The following is a 14,572-nucleotide window of genomic DNA, read 5'->3' as shown; positions in this document are numbered from 1 at the left end:
ACGTGCCGACGACGGAAGGCAGGCTGTTGCCATGCAGACTTCGTTTCCGTTGCACTCCCCCGACTTCTACGCGGGCGATCCATACCCGGTGTACCGGCAGCTGCGCGCGAGCGCGCCGGTGTGCTGGAACGACGTCGCCAAGTTCTGGGCGTTGCTGCGCTACGACGACATCCGTTTCGTGTCGACCAATCCGGCCCTGTTCACCTCCACCAGGGGAATCAACATTCCCGCGCCGGGCCTGCCGAATCCGGTCCAGCAGAACAGCCTCATCTTCATGGACCCGCCGCGGCACCGGCAGCTGCGCACGCTGATCAACTGCGGATTCACCCGGCGCCAAGCCGCCCTGCTGGAACCGACAATCCGCGAGATCGTGGGCGGGATACTCGATGGCGTTACACCCGGCTCCGTGCACGATTTCATCGACACGATCGCCGCGCCCCTGCCCGCGCGAGTGATCGCCGCGCTGCTCGGTGTGGGGCGCGACGACTGGGAACAATTCCGGGCGTGGACGGATACCGTGATCGGCACCGCCCAGACCGCGACCGATCTCGACCCCTTCGAGACCGGCGGCCGGCTCTTCCATTGCGTGCGCCAGCTGATTGCGGTTCGGGACGCCGAGTTGTTCTCGGTGCTTTCCGACGCGCAGTCCGACGGGCATCGACTCAGCGACGAAGAGCTGCTTGACTTTTCGTTTCTGCTGCTGGCATCCGGTAACGAGACCACCCGCAGTCTGCTCGCGCTCGGTACTGAGGCGTTGATCGCGCATCCCGATCAACGCCGGCTACTCGTCGAGGATCCGGCGAAGATCGCGGGCGCCGTCGAGGAGATGTTGCGCTGGACCAGCCCGGTGACACACATGGCCCGCACCGCGACGGCCGAGGTCGAGATTCGCGGTCAGCGGATCGCCGAGGGCGACATGGTGGTGCTGCTATACGGGTCGGCCAACCGGGACGAGGAGGTATTCGGTTCCGACTCCGAGGAATTCAGGGTGACCCGGAGCCCGAACCCGCACATCGCTTTCGGCTGCGGTGAACATGCCTGTGTCGGTGCGCAATTGGCCCGCCTGACGGCGACGGTGTTCTTCGGTGAGCTGCTGGATCGCTTTCCCGATGTGGAGTTGGCCGGCGCGGTGCACCGGATGCCGGCCACGATGCTGCCCCTGGTGACACGCATGCCGGTTCGCTTCGGCAGCTAGGCGCCCTGCACCCGCTCGCCGATCACCCGTTCTGCCCGCAGCGCGGCCACGTCGTCGTCGGACAAACCCAGGGCGCGCAGGATTTCCGCGTTGTGCTGCCCGAGGGTGGGTGGGGCGCTGCGGTGGTGGCGGCGCGGCCCGGGGGTGATGCGAAATGGCCAGCCGGGATAGCGGTGCGGGCCGGTGATGGGATGTTCGAACTCTTCGTAGAAGCCGCGCGCGTCGAGTTGGACGGCGAATTCCGGGTCATACATCTGCTCGCCGGTGATCACCTGCTCGGCCGCAATACCTTGTGCACGAAGGGTTTCAACGATGTCGGCCGGCTGCTGCGGGTGCGTCCAGGCGGCGACCAGCTCATCGAACGCGTCGTGGTCGAGCGCGCCGTCGTCGGGCAGCGACACCGCTACCCAAGCACCGTCGGCGGCCGTCGGGTAGACGCCCTGCAGGTAGCCACGCTGGCGGTTGCCTTGCCGCGGCGAGACGACCCCATTCATCGAATACTCGATCACCGGCTCGGCGGTCACACACGCGGCGACCTCGATCTGGGCGACCTCGATCAACTGGCCTGAGCCGGTACGGGTGCGATGTTCGAGCGCGGCGAGCAGCGCGACCCCTGCGTGCACGCCGACGATCGGGTCGGCGGGCCCTTGCGGGTTGCACGGCGGCCCGTCGGGATATCCCGTGACTGCTGACATCCCGGCTGTCTGCTCGAAGTTCAACGCCCAACCGACGTAATCGCGCCAAGGCCCGTGCAAGCCGAAACCTGGCATCCTGACGAATATCACGTCGGGATTCAATGCCACCAGGGACTCGTAGTCCAGACCGAAGTTTTCGACGACGCGCGGTGAGAAGTTCTCCACCACAACATCGGCCTGCGCGACCAGCCGCTTGGCGATCTCCAGGCCCCGCGGCGACGTCAGGTCCAGCGTCAGATCTTTCTTATTGAGGTTGGTGGCCTGCCATAGTCCACTGCGCTCGTACCAGTCATCGCCCTCGAACGGAAACGCGCCCGAGTAGCGAAAACCGTCGGGCCGTTGAATGGACTCCACCTTGACGATGTCGGCGCCGAACGCGCCCAGGTAGCAGGTCAAATAGGCCCCGGCCCAGAAGGTGCTCAGGTCAAGGACTTTCAGTCCCGCGAACGGAAGGGGCCCCGACGTCTGCGCGGGCGCCGGTTGATGCTGTCCCACCGGCCCCTTGGTGAACCGGAACGGCGATCCGGGGCGCCGGAATTCCCCGTCATCGACAAAGAACTCGCGTGTGACGTATTGCGGACATTCCAGCACGGTGGCGCCGTCGTTGACCGGGGCGGCCGGAATGCGCAACGCCTGACACAGCTCGACGATCTCCGCGACGGTTTGCTCAGCGAGCAAACGCTCTGCGCGAACATAGAATTCGGCGCGCTCCGGGCCACCCATCATGATCGCGATCTGTTGCTCGGCGAACTCTGGCAGGCCGAGCATCGCACACACGTCCAGCCAGTGCTGACCCGTCAGACAGTTGATCCCTACCCAGCCGTCGGCCGCGCGAACGACACCCAGCATCGGGGCTCCCCGAGCGTTGCTGGGCAAGCCGAGACTTTGCATCTTCTGCGCCATCAGCATCGGATAGGGCAGCGTCGACAACAGCGACTCGAATTCGGAGACGTCGACTTCCCGCACCTGACCAGCGGGCCGCAGTCGCAGCGTGGTCAAGGCGCCCAACGCGCCATAGGCGCCCGCGACATATTCGGAGATCCGGGCGCCCACCTGCACCGGCGGGCGGTCGGGATCGCGGGCGCTGACCCAACCCGACACCGCCTGCAGGGTCAGCGACGTGGCCGACCGGCCTCGCCACGGCCCGGACTGCCCAAAGGGAGATATCCGGAGCACCAACAGGTTCCGGTTGATCTCGTTCAGAGTGTCGCGGTCGAATCCCCATAGGTCCAGCGTGCCGGGCAGACAGTTTTCGACCAGCAGGTGCGCGTGCGTGATCAGCTCACGGGCATCGTCCAGCGCGGCAACACGTTTGCCGGCATTGAGGTACTCGAAGAGTCCGCCTTCCCGGCCGGCACGCCCGGGCGGAAACGGGCCCCACTGCCGCAACGGATCTCCGTCGGGCGGCTCGATTTTGACGACGTCGGCACCGAGGTCGACAAGCAGCTTGGCCGCATAGGGACCCGAGATTTCAGAAGCGATTTCGACGACATGGAGCCCGGTGAGGGGTCCCGTCACGCGGGTACCCCGATGGCCATCTGCTCCATGTACTGGTGTATCCCGCCGATGCCACCGCCCTCCCGGCCCAGTCCGCTCAGTTTGAAGCCGCCGAACGGTGCGCCACCCGGACTGCAACCGTTGACGGCGATCTGCCCGGTGCGGATGCGGCGCGCGATGCGGACGGCGCGATCCACGTCGCCACCCCAGACGGCGCCGGAAAGTCCGTACTGCGAGTTGTTCGCGATCGCGACGGCGTCCTCGTCGTCGCGGTAGCGCAGCACGGTCATCACCGGACCGAACACTTCCTCTTGCGCGATAGTCGAATTCGGCGCGACGCCGGTCAGAATCGTCGGCTCGAAGTAGAAGCCGGAGTCCAGTCCCGGCGGACGACGCCCGCCGGTCACCAGCGTGGCGCCGTCATTGAGCGCACCGACGACGTGCGCCTCGACCCGGTCGCGCTGCGCCGCGCTGATCAGCGGACCCATCTGCACCTCGGGATCGGTGGGGTCGCCGACCTTGACCGCCCGGGCCAGTGCGGCGAGCCGATCGACGACCTCGTCGTGCAGCGAATCGGGGAGCAGCAGCCGGCTGTGCAGGATGCAGGCCTGCCCGGCGTGCAGCGAGCAGCCGTCGAACAGCATCTGCTGCAGCATGTCGTCGGTGATCTCCGTGTCGTCGAGCACGATGCTCGCCGACTTGCCGCCGAGCTCCAGCAAGATCCTCTTCATCGTGTCCCCGGCGGCGGACATGACCTGGCGCCCGACGACGGAGCTGCCGGTGAAGCTGACCATGTCGATGCGCGGATCCGTGGTGAGCAGCTTGGCCGCCTCGACGCCCGAGGGAGTGACCACGTTGACGACACCCGGTGGTATGTCGGTGAATTCGTCGATGATCCGCGCGAGCGCAAGTCCGGCCAGCGGTGTCAGCGGTGAGGGCTTGAGCACCACGGTGTTTCCCGCGGCCAGGGCGTGATTCAGCTTCATGACGTTGAGACAGTGCGGGAAATTCCACGGCGTCAGCACCGACACCACGCCCAGCGGTTCGTGGCGCAGCACGGTGGTTCCCGCGCCCATCCCGGTGACCTCTTGGTCGGCCAGCTCGGTGGCGAGCTGCGCGGCGTAGATGGACATGAACCCGGCGCCGTCGATCTGCATGACGCGCTCGTTGGCGACGCAGCCCCACTCCGACTGAGACAGCGCGAAGAAGTCGTCGGCGTGCTTCATCAGCGCATCGCCCAGCTGACTGAGGCACGCGGCGCGCTGCGCGGCGCTCATCGTGCCCCACGGTCCGCTGTCGAAGGCACGCCGCGCGGCCGCGATCGCGTCGCCGACCTGCGCGATGCTCGCGTCGGGCGCGGTGGCGATGACCTGTTCGCTGGCCGGGGAGATGTCGTCGTAGCGACCGTCGGCCGGCTCGACCCAGTTGCCGTCGATGTAGAGCTGGTAGGTGTCGACAAGAGTTTTCGGAGTTTGTAGCTCGGTCATCTGCATCCTCACCCGACGGTCGGTCATCTAAACACCCGGTGTACACCCATGCACCTGTGACGTCAATCACCAATCTCGTGAATTCCGGGCTATTACACGCGTTGCAGACATATTGACAGGGTTGGGCAGCTCAGAGTAGACACAACGTCGCAGGACACTTTGCGGCAATATGTCGGATTGCGATCCCGCCGAAGCGCCAGGGAGGCCGGCCGTGCAGACTCATCCACCGCTGCGCTCGCCGAGTTTTCCATTGCACTCCCCCGACTTCTATGCGGGCAATCCCTACCCGGCGTACCGGGAACTGCGCGCAAGCGCGCCGGTGTGCTGGAACGACGTCACCAATTTCTGGGCGCTGCTGAAGTACGAGGACATCCGCTTCGTGTCGAGCAACCCTGCCCTGTTCACCTCGACCCAGGGCGTCACCATTCCCGATCCGCAGCTGCCCAACCCGGTGCAGCAGGGCAGCCTCATCTTCACCGACCCACCGCGCCACCGGCAGATGCGCAAGCTGATCAACTCGGGATTCACCCGGCGCCGGGTGTCGGTGCTCGAGCCGAAGATCCGCGAGATCGTGGCGGGCATTCTCGATGGCATCGAACCGGGTTCGGTCCACGAGTTCGCCGAACAGATCGCCGCTCCCCTTCCGACGAGGATGATCGCCGAGTTGATCGGCGCCCCGCCCGACGACTGGGAGCAATTCCGGGCCTGGTCGGATGCGGCCACCGGAACGGCCGATCCGGAGATCGAGCTCGACCCGCTGGTGGCGGCCGGGCAACTCTACGAGTACTTCCAGCAGCTGATCGCCGCCCGGCGCATCCATCCCCGCGACGATTTGCTGTCCGTGTTGGCCGACGCCGAGATCGACGAGGAACGGCTCACCGACGAGGACCTGCTCAACTTCGCGTTCCTGTTGCTGGTCGCCGGAAACGAAACCACCCGCAATCTAATCGCGCTCGGCACACTCGCGCTGATCGCCCACCCCGGCCAGCGCCGCCTGCTGGTCGAGGACCCGACGCTGATCCCGGCCGCCGTCGAGGAGATGCTGCGGTGGAACAGCCCGGTGGTTCACATGGCCCGCACCGCGACCGCCGATGTCGAGATCCGCGGTCAGCGGATCCGCGCCGGCGAGGTGGTGGTGATGCTGTACGGCTCGGCCAACCGGGATGAGGACATATTCGGTTCGGACTCCGAAGAATTCAGGGTGACCCGGCATCCGAACCCGCACATCGCGTTCGGTTGCGGCGAACATTCCTGCATCGGTGCCCAATTGGCGCGCCTGGAAGCCACGGTCATGTTCGACGAACTGCTGCGGCGCTTCCCGACGCTGGAGTTGGTGGGTGAGGTGGACCGGATGCGGGCCACGATGGTGCCGGGAGTCAAGCGCATGCCGGTGCGGCTCGGGACGGGCGGCTGAGCGATGCACCTCGAGTACACACCCGAGCAGGAGCAGTTGCGCGCCGAGATCCGCAGCACGCTGGAACGGGTGATGACACCCGAGCGCATTGACGCGATCAAGGATCGCATCGAGGGCGGGCCGGAAGTACGCGAGTGCGTGCGCGCCCTGGCCGCGGCCGATCTGCTCGGCGTCGGCTGGCCCAAAGAGTATGGCGGGCGCGGCTTCTCGGCGATCGAGCAGTTCATCTTCTCCGAGGAGGCACGCCGGGTCGACGCTCCGATCCCGCTGGTGACGCTCAACACGGTCGGGCCGACGCTGATGCAGTGCGGCACCGAAGAACAGAAGCAGAGGTTCCTGCCGTCGATTCTCGACGGGAGCGTCGAGTTCGCGATCGGGTATTCCGAGCCCGGGGCCGGCAGCGACCTGGCATCGGTACGTACCACCGCGGTTCGCGACGGAGACGACTACGTGATCAACGGGCAGAAGATGTTCACCAGCGGCGCCGCGTATGCCGACTACATCTGGCTGGCCGCCCGCACCGATCCGAATGCCAAGAAGCACAAGGGGATTTCGATCCTCATCGTGCCGACGTCGTCGCCCGGTTTCTCCTGGCAGCCGTTGCACACCATGCCGGGCATTTCCACCTTCTACACGTTCTACGACAACGTGCGGGTCCCGGCCAGCGCCCTGGTCGGCGGTGAGCATCAAGGCTGGCAGCTGATCACCACGCAGTTGAACTTCGAGCGCGCGGCCCTGGGCAATCTCGGTGCGCTCGAGCCGCTGTTCGAGAAGACACTGGACTGGGCCCGTCGCACCGAGCTCGACGACGGGCGCGTCATCGACCAGCCGTGGGTTCGGCTGACCCTGGCCCGGGTCGAAGCGCAGGTCGCCGCGTACAAGCTGGTCAACATGCGGGTCAATGCGGCGATGACCAAGGGCGTGCTCAACATGGGCGAGGCGTCGGCCGCCAAGGTGTTCGGCACCGAACTCACCCAACAGGTGGCCCGCCAATTGCTGGAAGTGCTGGACCACAACGGATTACGCCGGGGCAACGATGCACCGCTGCGCGGGGCACTGGAGTCCGCGTACCGGTTCGCGGTCATCAACACGTTCGGCGGCGGAGCCAACGAAATTCAACGTGACATCATCGCTATGGCGGGATTGGGCATGCCGCGAGCACCTCGCGACCTACGGGCCACAGACAAGTCAGGAGGATCCAGCACGTGACCAACCAAGATCCCGAGTTCCTCGCCAAGTTGCGGGGGCTCGTCAATAAGCCCACCGCGGGCAGCGGAAAGCCCACCGTGGCACCGGATCCGGTGAACCAGCCGATGATCCGGCATTGGGCCTACGCGCTCGACGACATGAACCCGGTGTACCTCGATCCGGAGTTCGCGGCCGCGTCGCGGTTCACCGGCATCGTGTCGCCGCCGGTGATGTTGCAGACCTGGACGATGCCGTCGCCCAAGCTGGAGGGGATCGGAGAGCGCGGCGGCGCGCCGATGGAGATCAAGGACAACCCCACGGCGTTCCTCGACGACGCCGGATACAGCAGCACGGTGGCGACCAACTCGGAATTCGAGATCGAGCGCTACCCCCGGCTCGGCGACGTGATCAGCGCGACGTCGGTGTTCGAGGAGGTCTCCGAGGAGAAGAAGACGGCGAAGGGATCCGGCTTCTTCCTGACCTGGGTGATCACCTACTCCGATCAGAACGGCGAAGTGTTGGGCCGGCAGCGATTTCGGGTGCTGCGCTTCAAGCCGGAGACCGCATGAGCACCCGGCTGGCCCCGGCCATCAGTCCGGACACCGAGTTCTTCTGGAACGGGCTGCGCGAGCACAAGCTGCTGATCCAGCGCTGCAAGGGATGTGGAACGCTGCGCAATCCCGCGCGGCCCATGTGCCCGCACTGCCGTTCCCTGGAGTGGGAAGCCATCGAATCCTCGGGCCGCGGCACCGTCTACAGCTACGTGATGCCGCACGAACCCAAGTTCCCGTTCTTCGAGTACCCCTACATCGTGGTGCTTGTGGAGCTCGACGAAGGGGTGCGGCTGGTGTCGAACCTGTGTGAGATCGACCCGGCGGACGTTACCGTCGGAATGCCGGTCGAGGTTTTCTACCAGGCATTCGACGGTTCTGGTTCCGAAGACCTTGTGCTGCACCAGTTCCGGCCGAGCAGCTAGGCCCAGGAGTCATGGACTTCACCTTCACCGAAGAACAAGAGACCATCCGCAAGCTGGCCCGCGAGCTGTTCGAGCGTCGCGCCACCCCGGAGCGACTCACCGAACTCGAAGCCGGCGAGATCCGCTACGACGCCGCACTCTGGAAGGAACTCGCGGCCTCCGATCTACTGGGTGCCGGGTTGCCGGAATCGTTGGGCGGTAACGGCGGCGGCTTCCTGGAACTCGGCGTGCTGCTGGCCGAAGTGGGTCGCAGCGTGGCCCCGGTGCCGGCCTATGCGACCTTGGTGCTGGGCGCGGATTCGATTGCCCGGCACGGGAATCCGGAGCAGCAGCAAAGATTCTTGCCCGGCGTCATCTCCGGAACACGCATCGTGACCGCCGGGCTGCAAGAACCCGGGCGTTCCGACCCGACGAGCCCGGCCACCAAAGCCGTTCGCGACGGCCAGAACTGGCGGCTGGACGGCGCCAAAGAACTGGTACCGGCCGCCCAGCTCGCCGACACCGTGCTGGTGCCCGCCGGCACCGACGACGATCAGGTCAGTCTGTTCCTGCTGGCCTGCGATGCCCCCGGCGTCGAGATCCGCCCGGTCGCGACCACCAGCCGTGAACCGCATGCCGACGTATTCCTCGATGGTGCAACCGTTTCGGCGGCCGACCGGCTGGACGGACCGATCGAATCCCTGTACACCCGGGCGCTGCTCGGGCTGTGCGCGATCCAGCTCGGCGTGGCGGAGCGGGCCCTGCAGATCGCCGCGGAATACACCAGCGGGCGTGAGCAATTCGGGCGTCCGATCGGCAGCTTCCAGGCCGTGCAACAGCGGCTGGCCGACGCGTTCATCGACGTCGAGGCGATGCGCTGGACCACGTGGCACGCGGCCTGGCTGATCGCGAACGAGCGCCCCTTGACAGACGCTGGGCGGGCGGCGCGCATCGCGAAGTTCTGGGCCGCCGACGCGGGCGCCCGTGTCGCGTCCACCACCCAGCACGTGCACGGCGGCATCGGGATCGACATCACCTATCCCCTGCACCGCTATTTCCTCTGGGCCAAGCACAACGAGCTCGCTCTTGGTCCCGCCCCCGCGCAGCTGGCCGGTATCGGCAGCACCTACTGAGAAGGAAACCGATGACGACGACCGCAAACCGCACCACCACCTTGAAGTGGGCCGACATCAACATCGGGGACGAGGTCACCCCGCTCGAAATCCCGATCACCACAACGATGATCGTGGCCGGCGCGATCGCCTCGCGTGACTTCATGCCGGTGCACCACGATGTCGAATACGCCAAGAAGCAGGGCTCGCCCAACCTGTTCATGAACATCTTGACCACCAACGGGTATTGCGTGCGCTTCCTCACCGACTGGGCCGGCCCCGAGGCGATGGTCAAGAATCTGTCCATCCGCCTGGGCGTGCCGTGCTTCCCCGACGACCCGCTGCGCTTCACCGGCAGCGTGACCGGCAAGACCGAAGGGGCGGGGAGCGAGAACTTCGTCGAGGTTACCTTCAGGGGCGCCAACAGCCTTGGCGATCATGTCTCGGGCACCGCGATCCTCAGCCTGCTCGACGGAGCGGGCGCATGAGCCGGCTTCCCGGCGCAACCGCGATCGCGGGCATCGGCCAGACCGAGTTCTCCAAGGAATCCGGGCGCAGCGAGCTGCAATTGGCGTGCGAGGCGGTCAGCGCCGCACTCGACGACGCGGGCCTGACGCCCGCCGACGTCGACGGCATGGTCACCTTCACGATGGACTCCAGCGACGAGATCGACATCGCCCGCAATGTCGGCATCGGCGACCTCAGCTTCTTCTCCCGCGTGCATCACGGCGGTGGTGCGGCCGCGGGCACCGTCGTGCATGCGGCGATGGCCGTCGCAACCGGTGTCGCCGATGTGGTGGTGTGCTGGCGTGCCTTCAACGAACGCTCGGGATTCCGGTTCGGCGGCAGCGGACGCAGCATGGCGGAGACACCGCTGTTCATGGCGCACTACGCGCCATTCGGATTGCTCACTCCCGCATCGTGGGTCGCGATGCACGCGCAGCGCTACATGTCGACCTATGGGGTCACCAACTCCGACTTCGGCCGTATCGCCGTCATCGACCGTAAGCACGCCGCAACCAATCCCGACGCGTGGTTCTATCAGCGCCCGATCACGCTGGAAGACCACCAGAAGTCCCGCTGGATCGTCGAACCCGTGCTGCGACTGCTGGATTGCTGTCAGGAGAGCGACGGCGGTGTCGCACTGGTGGTGACCAGTGCCGAACGCGCCCGCGACCTGAAGCAACCGCCGGCGATCATCACCGCCGCCGCGCAGGGCGCGGCCGCCGACGGGGAAATGATGACCAGCTACTACCGCAACGACATCACCGGACTCCCGGAGATGGGCGTGGTCGCCGACCGGCTATGGCGTGACTCGGGCCTCAAACCCCAGGACATCCAAACCGCGTTCATCTACGACCATTTCACGCCGTTCGTGTTCACCCAGCTCGAGGAGCTCGGCTTCTGCGGGCGGGGCGAGGCCAAAGACTTCGCCACCGTGCAGCGGCTGTCGCTGGGCGGGGAATTCCCGATCAACACCAATGGCGGGTTGCTCGGCGAGGCCTATATCCACGGTATGAACGGGATCACCGAAGGCGTGCGTCAGGTTCGGGGGACGTCGTACAACCAGGTCGACAACGTCGAACACGTGTTGGTCACCTCCGGCACCGGGGTGCCGACGAGTGGCTTGATTCTCGCGCCGGCCGGGTAGGCGCGTCGTGAAGGGGAGGGGGCCATGACGGCTTCGGACTTGGCCCAGGCGGCCGATACCCGCGAGCTCATCGTCGAGTCCGCGTTTTGGTGCTTCGGCAAGCAGGGTTTGCAGAAGGCGACGATCGTCGACATCGCCAAGCGGGCCGGGGTGTCCCGCAGCACCATCTACGAATACTTCAGCGACAAGGCCGCGATCATCGAGGCGTGCGCCGAGCATGCGTCGGAGTGGTTCTATCGCGAGATGTCCATGGCGATGGACGGGGGCGGCACGCTCGAGGACAAGCTGTGTGCGGCCGCGGTATTCGTGACGCAGGCACGACGGGTGATGGCGTCCGAGGAGTACTTCGACGAAGAAGCGATCAGCCTGCTGCTGACCAAGGACGCGGCGGTGCTGCTGCGTGAATGCGTGGACTTCCTCTCGCCCTATCTGTCTGCGGCCAAGCTGACCGGCGACGTCCGCAAGGACCTCGACATCGAAGCCGCGGGCGAATGGTTCGCGCGAATCCTGTTCTCGCTGTTCAGCACTCCGTCACCGATCCGGGATATGGACGACCCCAAGGTAGTCACCGAGTTCGTCTGCGCCCATGTGGTACGCGGCTTCGCCAGCGAGCGCCCACGACCGCGCCGCGCTCAATAGCGTTCGCCGGGTGACCGCGTCGAGTGTGCGCTGACGGCGCCCTGGGCGCGCACTCACCGCCCTGAGCGCACACTCGACGCCGTGGATGCACACTCAGTGCCCGCGTTGGGCCAGAGCTCGCAGGAAGAACGTCAGGTTGGCGGGCCGTTCGGCGAGCCGGCGCATGAAGTATCCGTACCACTGCGTGCCAAACGGCACGTAGACCCGCACGTGGTTGCCGGCGTCGGCCAGTCGGCGCTGCTCGTCGTCACGAATGCCGTACAGCATCTGGTATTCGAAACCATCCGTGCCACGGCCCGATTCGCCGACGATGGCCGGGACCGCCTCGATGATCGCGGGGTCATGCGAGGCCACCATCGGATACCCCGAGCCGGCCATCAGCACCCGCAGGCAGGCCAGGTACGAGTCGGTGACCTCATCGCGGTCGCGATAGGCCACCGATGCCGGTTCGTCGTAGGCGCCCTTGCAGAGCCGGATCCGGGCCCCGGCGAATTCCCGGCAGTCGCCCAGCGTGCGCTTCAGGTAGGCCTGCAAAACCGCGCCCAGCCAAGGAAATTCGGCCCGCAGATCGCGCACGATGGACAGTGTCGAATCGGTGGTGGTGTGGTTCTCGGCGTCCACCGTCACCCAGACCCCGGCGCGCCGCGCCGCGTCGCAGATCGACCAGGCGTTCTCCCGGGCAATCTTCTCGCCGTCGCCTTCCAGCGACTGCCCCAGCGCGGACAACTTCACCGAGACTTCCAAAGGCGCAATGTCGCCGGATTCGCCCAGCCGGCCCGAATTCTCGATCAGGTCGAGGTAGATCCGCACCGCCGCATCGGCGCCGTCGACGTTCAGGACGTCCTCGCCCAGATAGTCGACGCTGACCAGGCGGTTCGAATAACGCAGGACAGCAACGCTATTGAGCGCCGATCCGATCGTCTCGCCGGGAACGAAGCGGTGCACCACCTTGCGGGTGACCGGCAGCCCCTCGGCGGCACGCCGCAATCCTGGGCGCCGGCTGGCGGCCATGATCGCGGGCCGAAGGGTGTTGGCGAATGCGCCGGCCATCAGTCGGACCCCATGTGCGGGTAGGTGTACTGCGTGGCTGGGACGAATGTCTCCTTGATGGTGCGCGCGGACGTCCAGCGCAGCAGGTTCAGCACCGAGCCGGCCTTATCGTTGGTGCCCGAGCCGCGCGATCCACCGAACGGCTGGCGCCCGACGACGGCCCCGGTCGGCTTGTCGTTGACGTAGAAGTTGCCGGCCGCGAACCGCAGCCGGTCCTGGGCAGTGAGCACGGCCTGGCGGTCGTCGGCGATCACCGCACCGGTCAGCGCGTAGCGCGTACCGGTGTCGATCACGTCGAGGATGTCTTCGTAGCGGTCGTCCGGGTAGACATGGACCGACAGCAGCGGGCCGAAGTACTCGGTCGAAAACGCCTCGTCGCCCGCGTCGTCCGACAGCAGCACGGTCGGGCGGACGAAATAGCCGACGCTGTCGTCGTATTCGCCACCCACCGCGATCGTGACACCCGCGGCGCCCTTGGCCCGCTCGATGGCGGTGACGTTCTTGGCGAAGGCCCGGCGGTCGATCAGCGCGCCGCCGTAGTTGGTGAGGTCGGTGATGTCACCGTAGCTCAGTGTTGCCGTCGCACCGAGGAAATCGTCGCCCATCCGCTGCCACACCGAATGCGGGATGAACGCCCGTGACGCCGCGGAGCACTTCTGGCCCTGGTAGTCGAACGCCCCGCGAATCAGCGCCGTACACAGCACATCCGGGCGCGCCGAGGCGTGCGCGACCACGAAGTCCTTGCCGCCGGTCTCACCGACCAGTCGCGGATAGCTGTGGTAGCGGCCGATATTGGTGCCCACTTGCTGCCACAGATGCTGGAAGGTGGCCGTCGACCCGGTGAAGTGGATGCCGGCCAGCCGCGGATCGGCCAGTGCCACATCGGAAACCGCGAGGCCGTCACCGGTGACCAGATTGATCACCCCGGGCGGCAAGCCGGCGGCCTCGAGCAGCTGCATGGTCAGATACGCCGACAGCGTCTGGGTGATCGACGGCTTCCACACCACGGTGTTGCCCATCAGCGCGGGCGCGGTCGGCAGATTGCCCGCGATCGAGGTGAAGTTGAACGGCGTGATCGCGTAGACGAAGCCGTCCAGCGGGCGGTACTCGCTGCGGTTCCACTCCCCCGGTCCGCTGACCGGCTGCTGCGCCATGATCTGACGGGCGAAAGCCACGTTGAATCGCCAGAAGTCGATCTGCTCGCACGGGGAATCGATCTCGGCCTGGTAGACGGACTTGGATTGGCCGAGCATGGTGGCGGCGGCGATCTTCTCCCGCCACGGACCGGCCAGCAGGTCGGCGGCACGCAGGAACACCGCGGCGCGCTCGTCGAAAGGCAATGCCGCCCAGTCCTTCTTGGCGGCCATGGCGGCTTCGATGGCGGCCGTCGCGTCGGCGTGCCCGGCGTTGGTCAGCGTGCCCAGCGTGGCGGCGTGCCGGTGCGGCTGGACGACATCGATGCGCTCACCGTCGCCCATCCGATGTTTGCCGGCGATGACGTGTGGGAGTTCGATCGGATGATCGGCGAGCGCGGCCAGTTTGGTGTGAAGTCGGGCGCGTTCGGGCGAGTGCGGGGCGTAGTCGTGGACCGGCTCGTTGACCGGCGTCGGCACCTGGGTGATCGCATCCATGGTGCCAGGATCCTCGCTGCGGCCGCTCGTTCTGTTGGCTGATCGGACAAGATCCTCC

Annotated in this window: 13 protein-coding genes; 9 read left to right on the top strand and 4 right to left on the bottom strand. The window is 66.4% G+C overall.

Annotation, left to right across the window (positions count from 1 at the left end; all coding sequences use genetic code 11):
• Nucleotides 1-31 precede the first annotated feature (31 nt).
• Nucleotides 32-1,195: a cytochrome P450 gene (locus G6N55_RS24075; RefSeq protein WP_085221052.1), complete on the top strand. Its 1,164-nt coding sequence runs from the start codon at nt 32-34 to the stop codon at nt 1,193-1,195.
• On the opposite strand, the gene G6N55_RS24070 is transcribed toward G6N55_RS24075, so the two are convergent.
• Nucleotides 1,192-3,408, bottom strand: coding sequence for a CaiB/BaiF CoA transferase family protein (locus G6N55_RS24070; protein WP_085221053.1), 2,217 nt, complete (start codon nt 3,406-3,408; stop codon nt 1,192-1,194). The genes G6N55_RS24075 and G6N55_RS24070 overlap by 4 nt on opposite strands.
• On the bottom strand, nt 3,405-4,874 hold the full coding sequence (locus G6N55_RS24065; protein WP_085221265.1) for an aldehyde dehydrogenase family protein: 1,470 nt from the start codon (nt 4,872-4,874) through the stop codon (nt 3,405-3,407). Before G6N55_RS24065 ends, G6N55_RS24070 begins: the two co-directional genes overlap by 4 nt.
• A 211-nt stretch (nt 4,875-5,085) precedes the next feature.
• On the opposite strand from G6N55_RS24065, the gene G6N55_RS24060 reads away from it, so the two are divergent.
• From G6N55_RS24060 to G6N55_RS24025, 8 genes are read left to right on the top strand one after another with little or no spacing between them, the layout of a single operon-like run.
• On the top strand, nt 5,086-6,288 hold the full coding sequence (locus tag G6N55_RS24060) for a cytochrome P450 (RefSeq protein WP_085221054.1): 1,203 nt from the start codon (nt 5,086-5,088) through the stop codon (nt 6,286-6,288).
• Between the two features lie 3 nt (nt 6,289-6,291).
• On the top strand, nt 6,292-7,497 hold the full coding sequence (locus tag G6N55_RS24055; protein WP_085221055.1) for an acyl-CoA dehydrogenase family protein: 1,206 nt from the start codon (nt 6,292-6,294) through the stop codon (nt 7,495-7,497).
• The gene (locus G6N55_RS24050; protein WP_085221056.1) at nt 7,494-8,045 is read left to right on the top strand and encodes an FAS1-like dehydratase domain-containing protein; all 552 of its coding nucleotides are present in this window, start codon (nt 7,494-7,496) and stop codon (nt 8,043-8,045) included. Before G6N55_RS24055 ends, G6N55_RS24050 begins: the two co-directional genes overlap by 4 nt.
• Nucleotides 8,042-8,452, top strand: coding sequence for a Zn-ribbon domain-containing OB-fold protein (locus tag G6N55_RS24045; protein ID WP_085221057.1), 411 nt, complete (start codon nt 8,042-8,044; stop codon nt 8,450-8,452). The genes G6N55_RS24050 and G6N55_RS24045 overlap by 4 nt, the downstream gene beginning before the upstream one ends.
• 11 nt (nt 8,453-8,463) lie before the next feature.
• Nucleotides 8,464-9,564 (top strand): acyl-CoA dehydrogenase family protein, encoded by a 1,101-nt coding sequence (locus G6N55_RS24040; protein WP_085221058.1) that lies wholly within the window; start codon nt 8,464-8,466, stop codon nt 9,562-9,564.
• 11 nt (nt 9,565-9,575) lie between these two features.
• Nucleotides 9,576-10,031 carry a MaoC family dehydratase gene (locus G6N55_RS24035; protein WP_085221059.1) on the top strand — a complete coding sequence of 152 codons (456 nt, stop codon included), beginning with the start codon at nt 9,576-9,578 and terminating at the stop codon, nt 10,029-10,031.
• Entirely contained in the window at nt 10,028-11,194 is a 1,167-nt protein-coding gene (locus G6N55_RS24030) for a lipid-transfer protein (RefSeq protein WP_085221060.1), read from the top strand. The genes G6N55_RS24035 and G6N55_RS24030 overlap by 4 nt, the downstream gene beginning before the upstream one ends.
• A gap of 24 nt (nt 11,195-11,218) precedes the next feature.
• Nucleotides 11,219-11,833 (top strand): TetR/AcrR family transcriptional regulator, encoded by a 615-nt coding sequence (locus G6N55_RS24025; protein WP_085221061.1) that lies wholly within the window; start codon nt 11,219-11,221, stop codon nt 11,831-11,833.
• A 93-nt stretch (nt 11,834-11,926) separates the two neighbouring features.
• Here G6N55_RS24025 and G6N55_RS24020 read toward each other — a convergent pair whose 3' ends face one another.
• Both G6N55_RS24020 and pruA read right to left on the bottom strand, forming a co-directional pair.
• A complete protein-coding gene (locus G6N55_RS24020; protein ID WP_085221062.1) occupies nt 11,927-12,883 on the bottom strand; it encodes a proline dehydrogenase family protein in 957 nt (318 codons plus the stop codon).
• The gene (pruA, locus tag G6N55_RS24015) at nt 12,883-14,514 is read right to left on the bottom strand and encodes an L-glutamate gamma-semialdehyde dehydrogenase (RefSeq protein ID WP_085221063.1); all 1,632 of its coding nucleotides are present in this window, start codon (nt 14,512-14,514) and stop codon (nt 12,883-12,885) included. The genes G6N55_RS24020 and pruA overlap by 1 nt, the downstream gene beginning before the upstream one ends.
• Nucleotides 14,515-14,572: the final 58 nt, after the last annotated feature.

Origin of the sequence: Mycobacterium florentinum (assembly GCF_010730355.1) — a bacterium.
GTDB classification, from domain to species: Bacteria; Actinomycetota; Actinomycetes; order Mycobacteriales; family Mycobacteriaceae; genus Mycobacterium; species Mycobacterium florentinum.
Note: the sequence above shows the minus strand (reverse complement) of the source record. Positions and strands in the feature narration are given on the sequence as shown.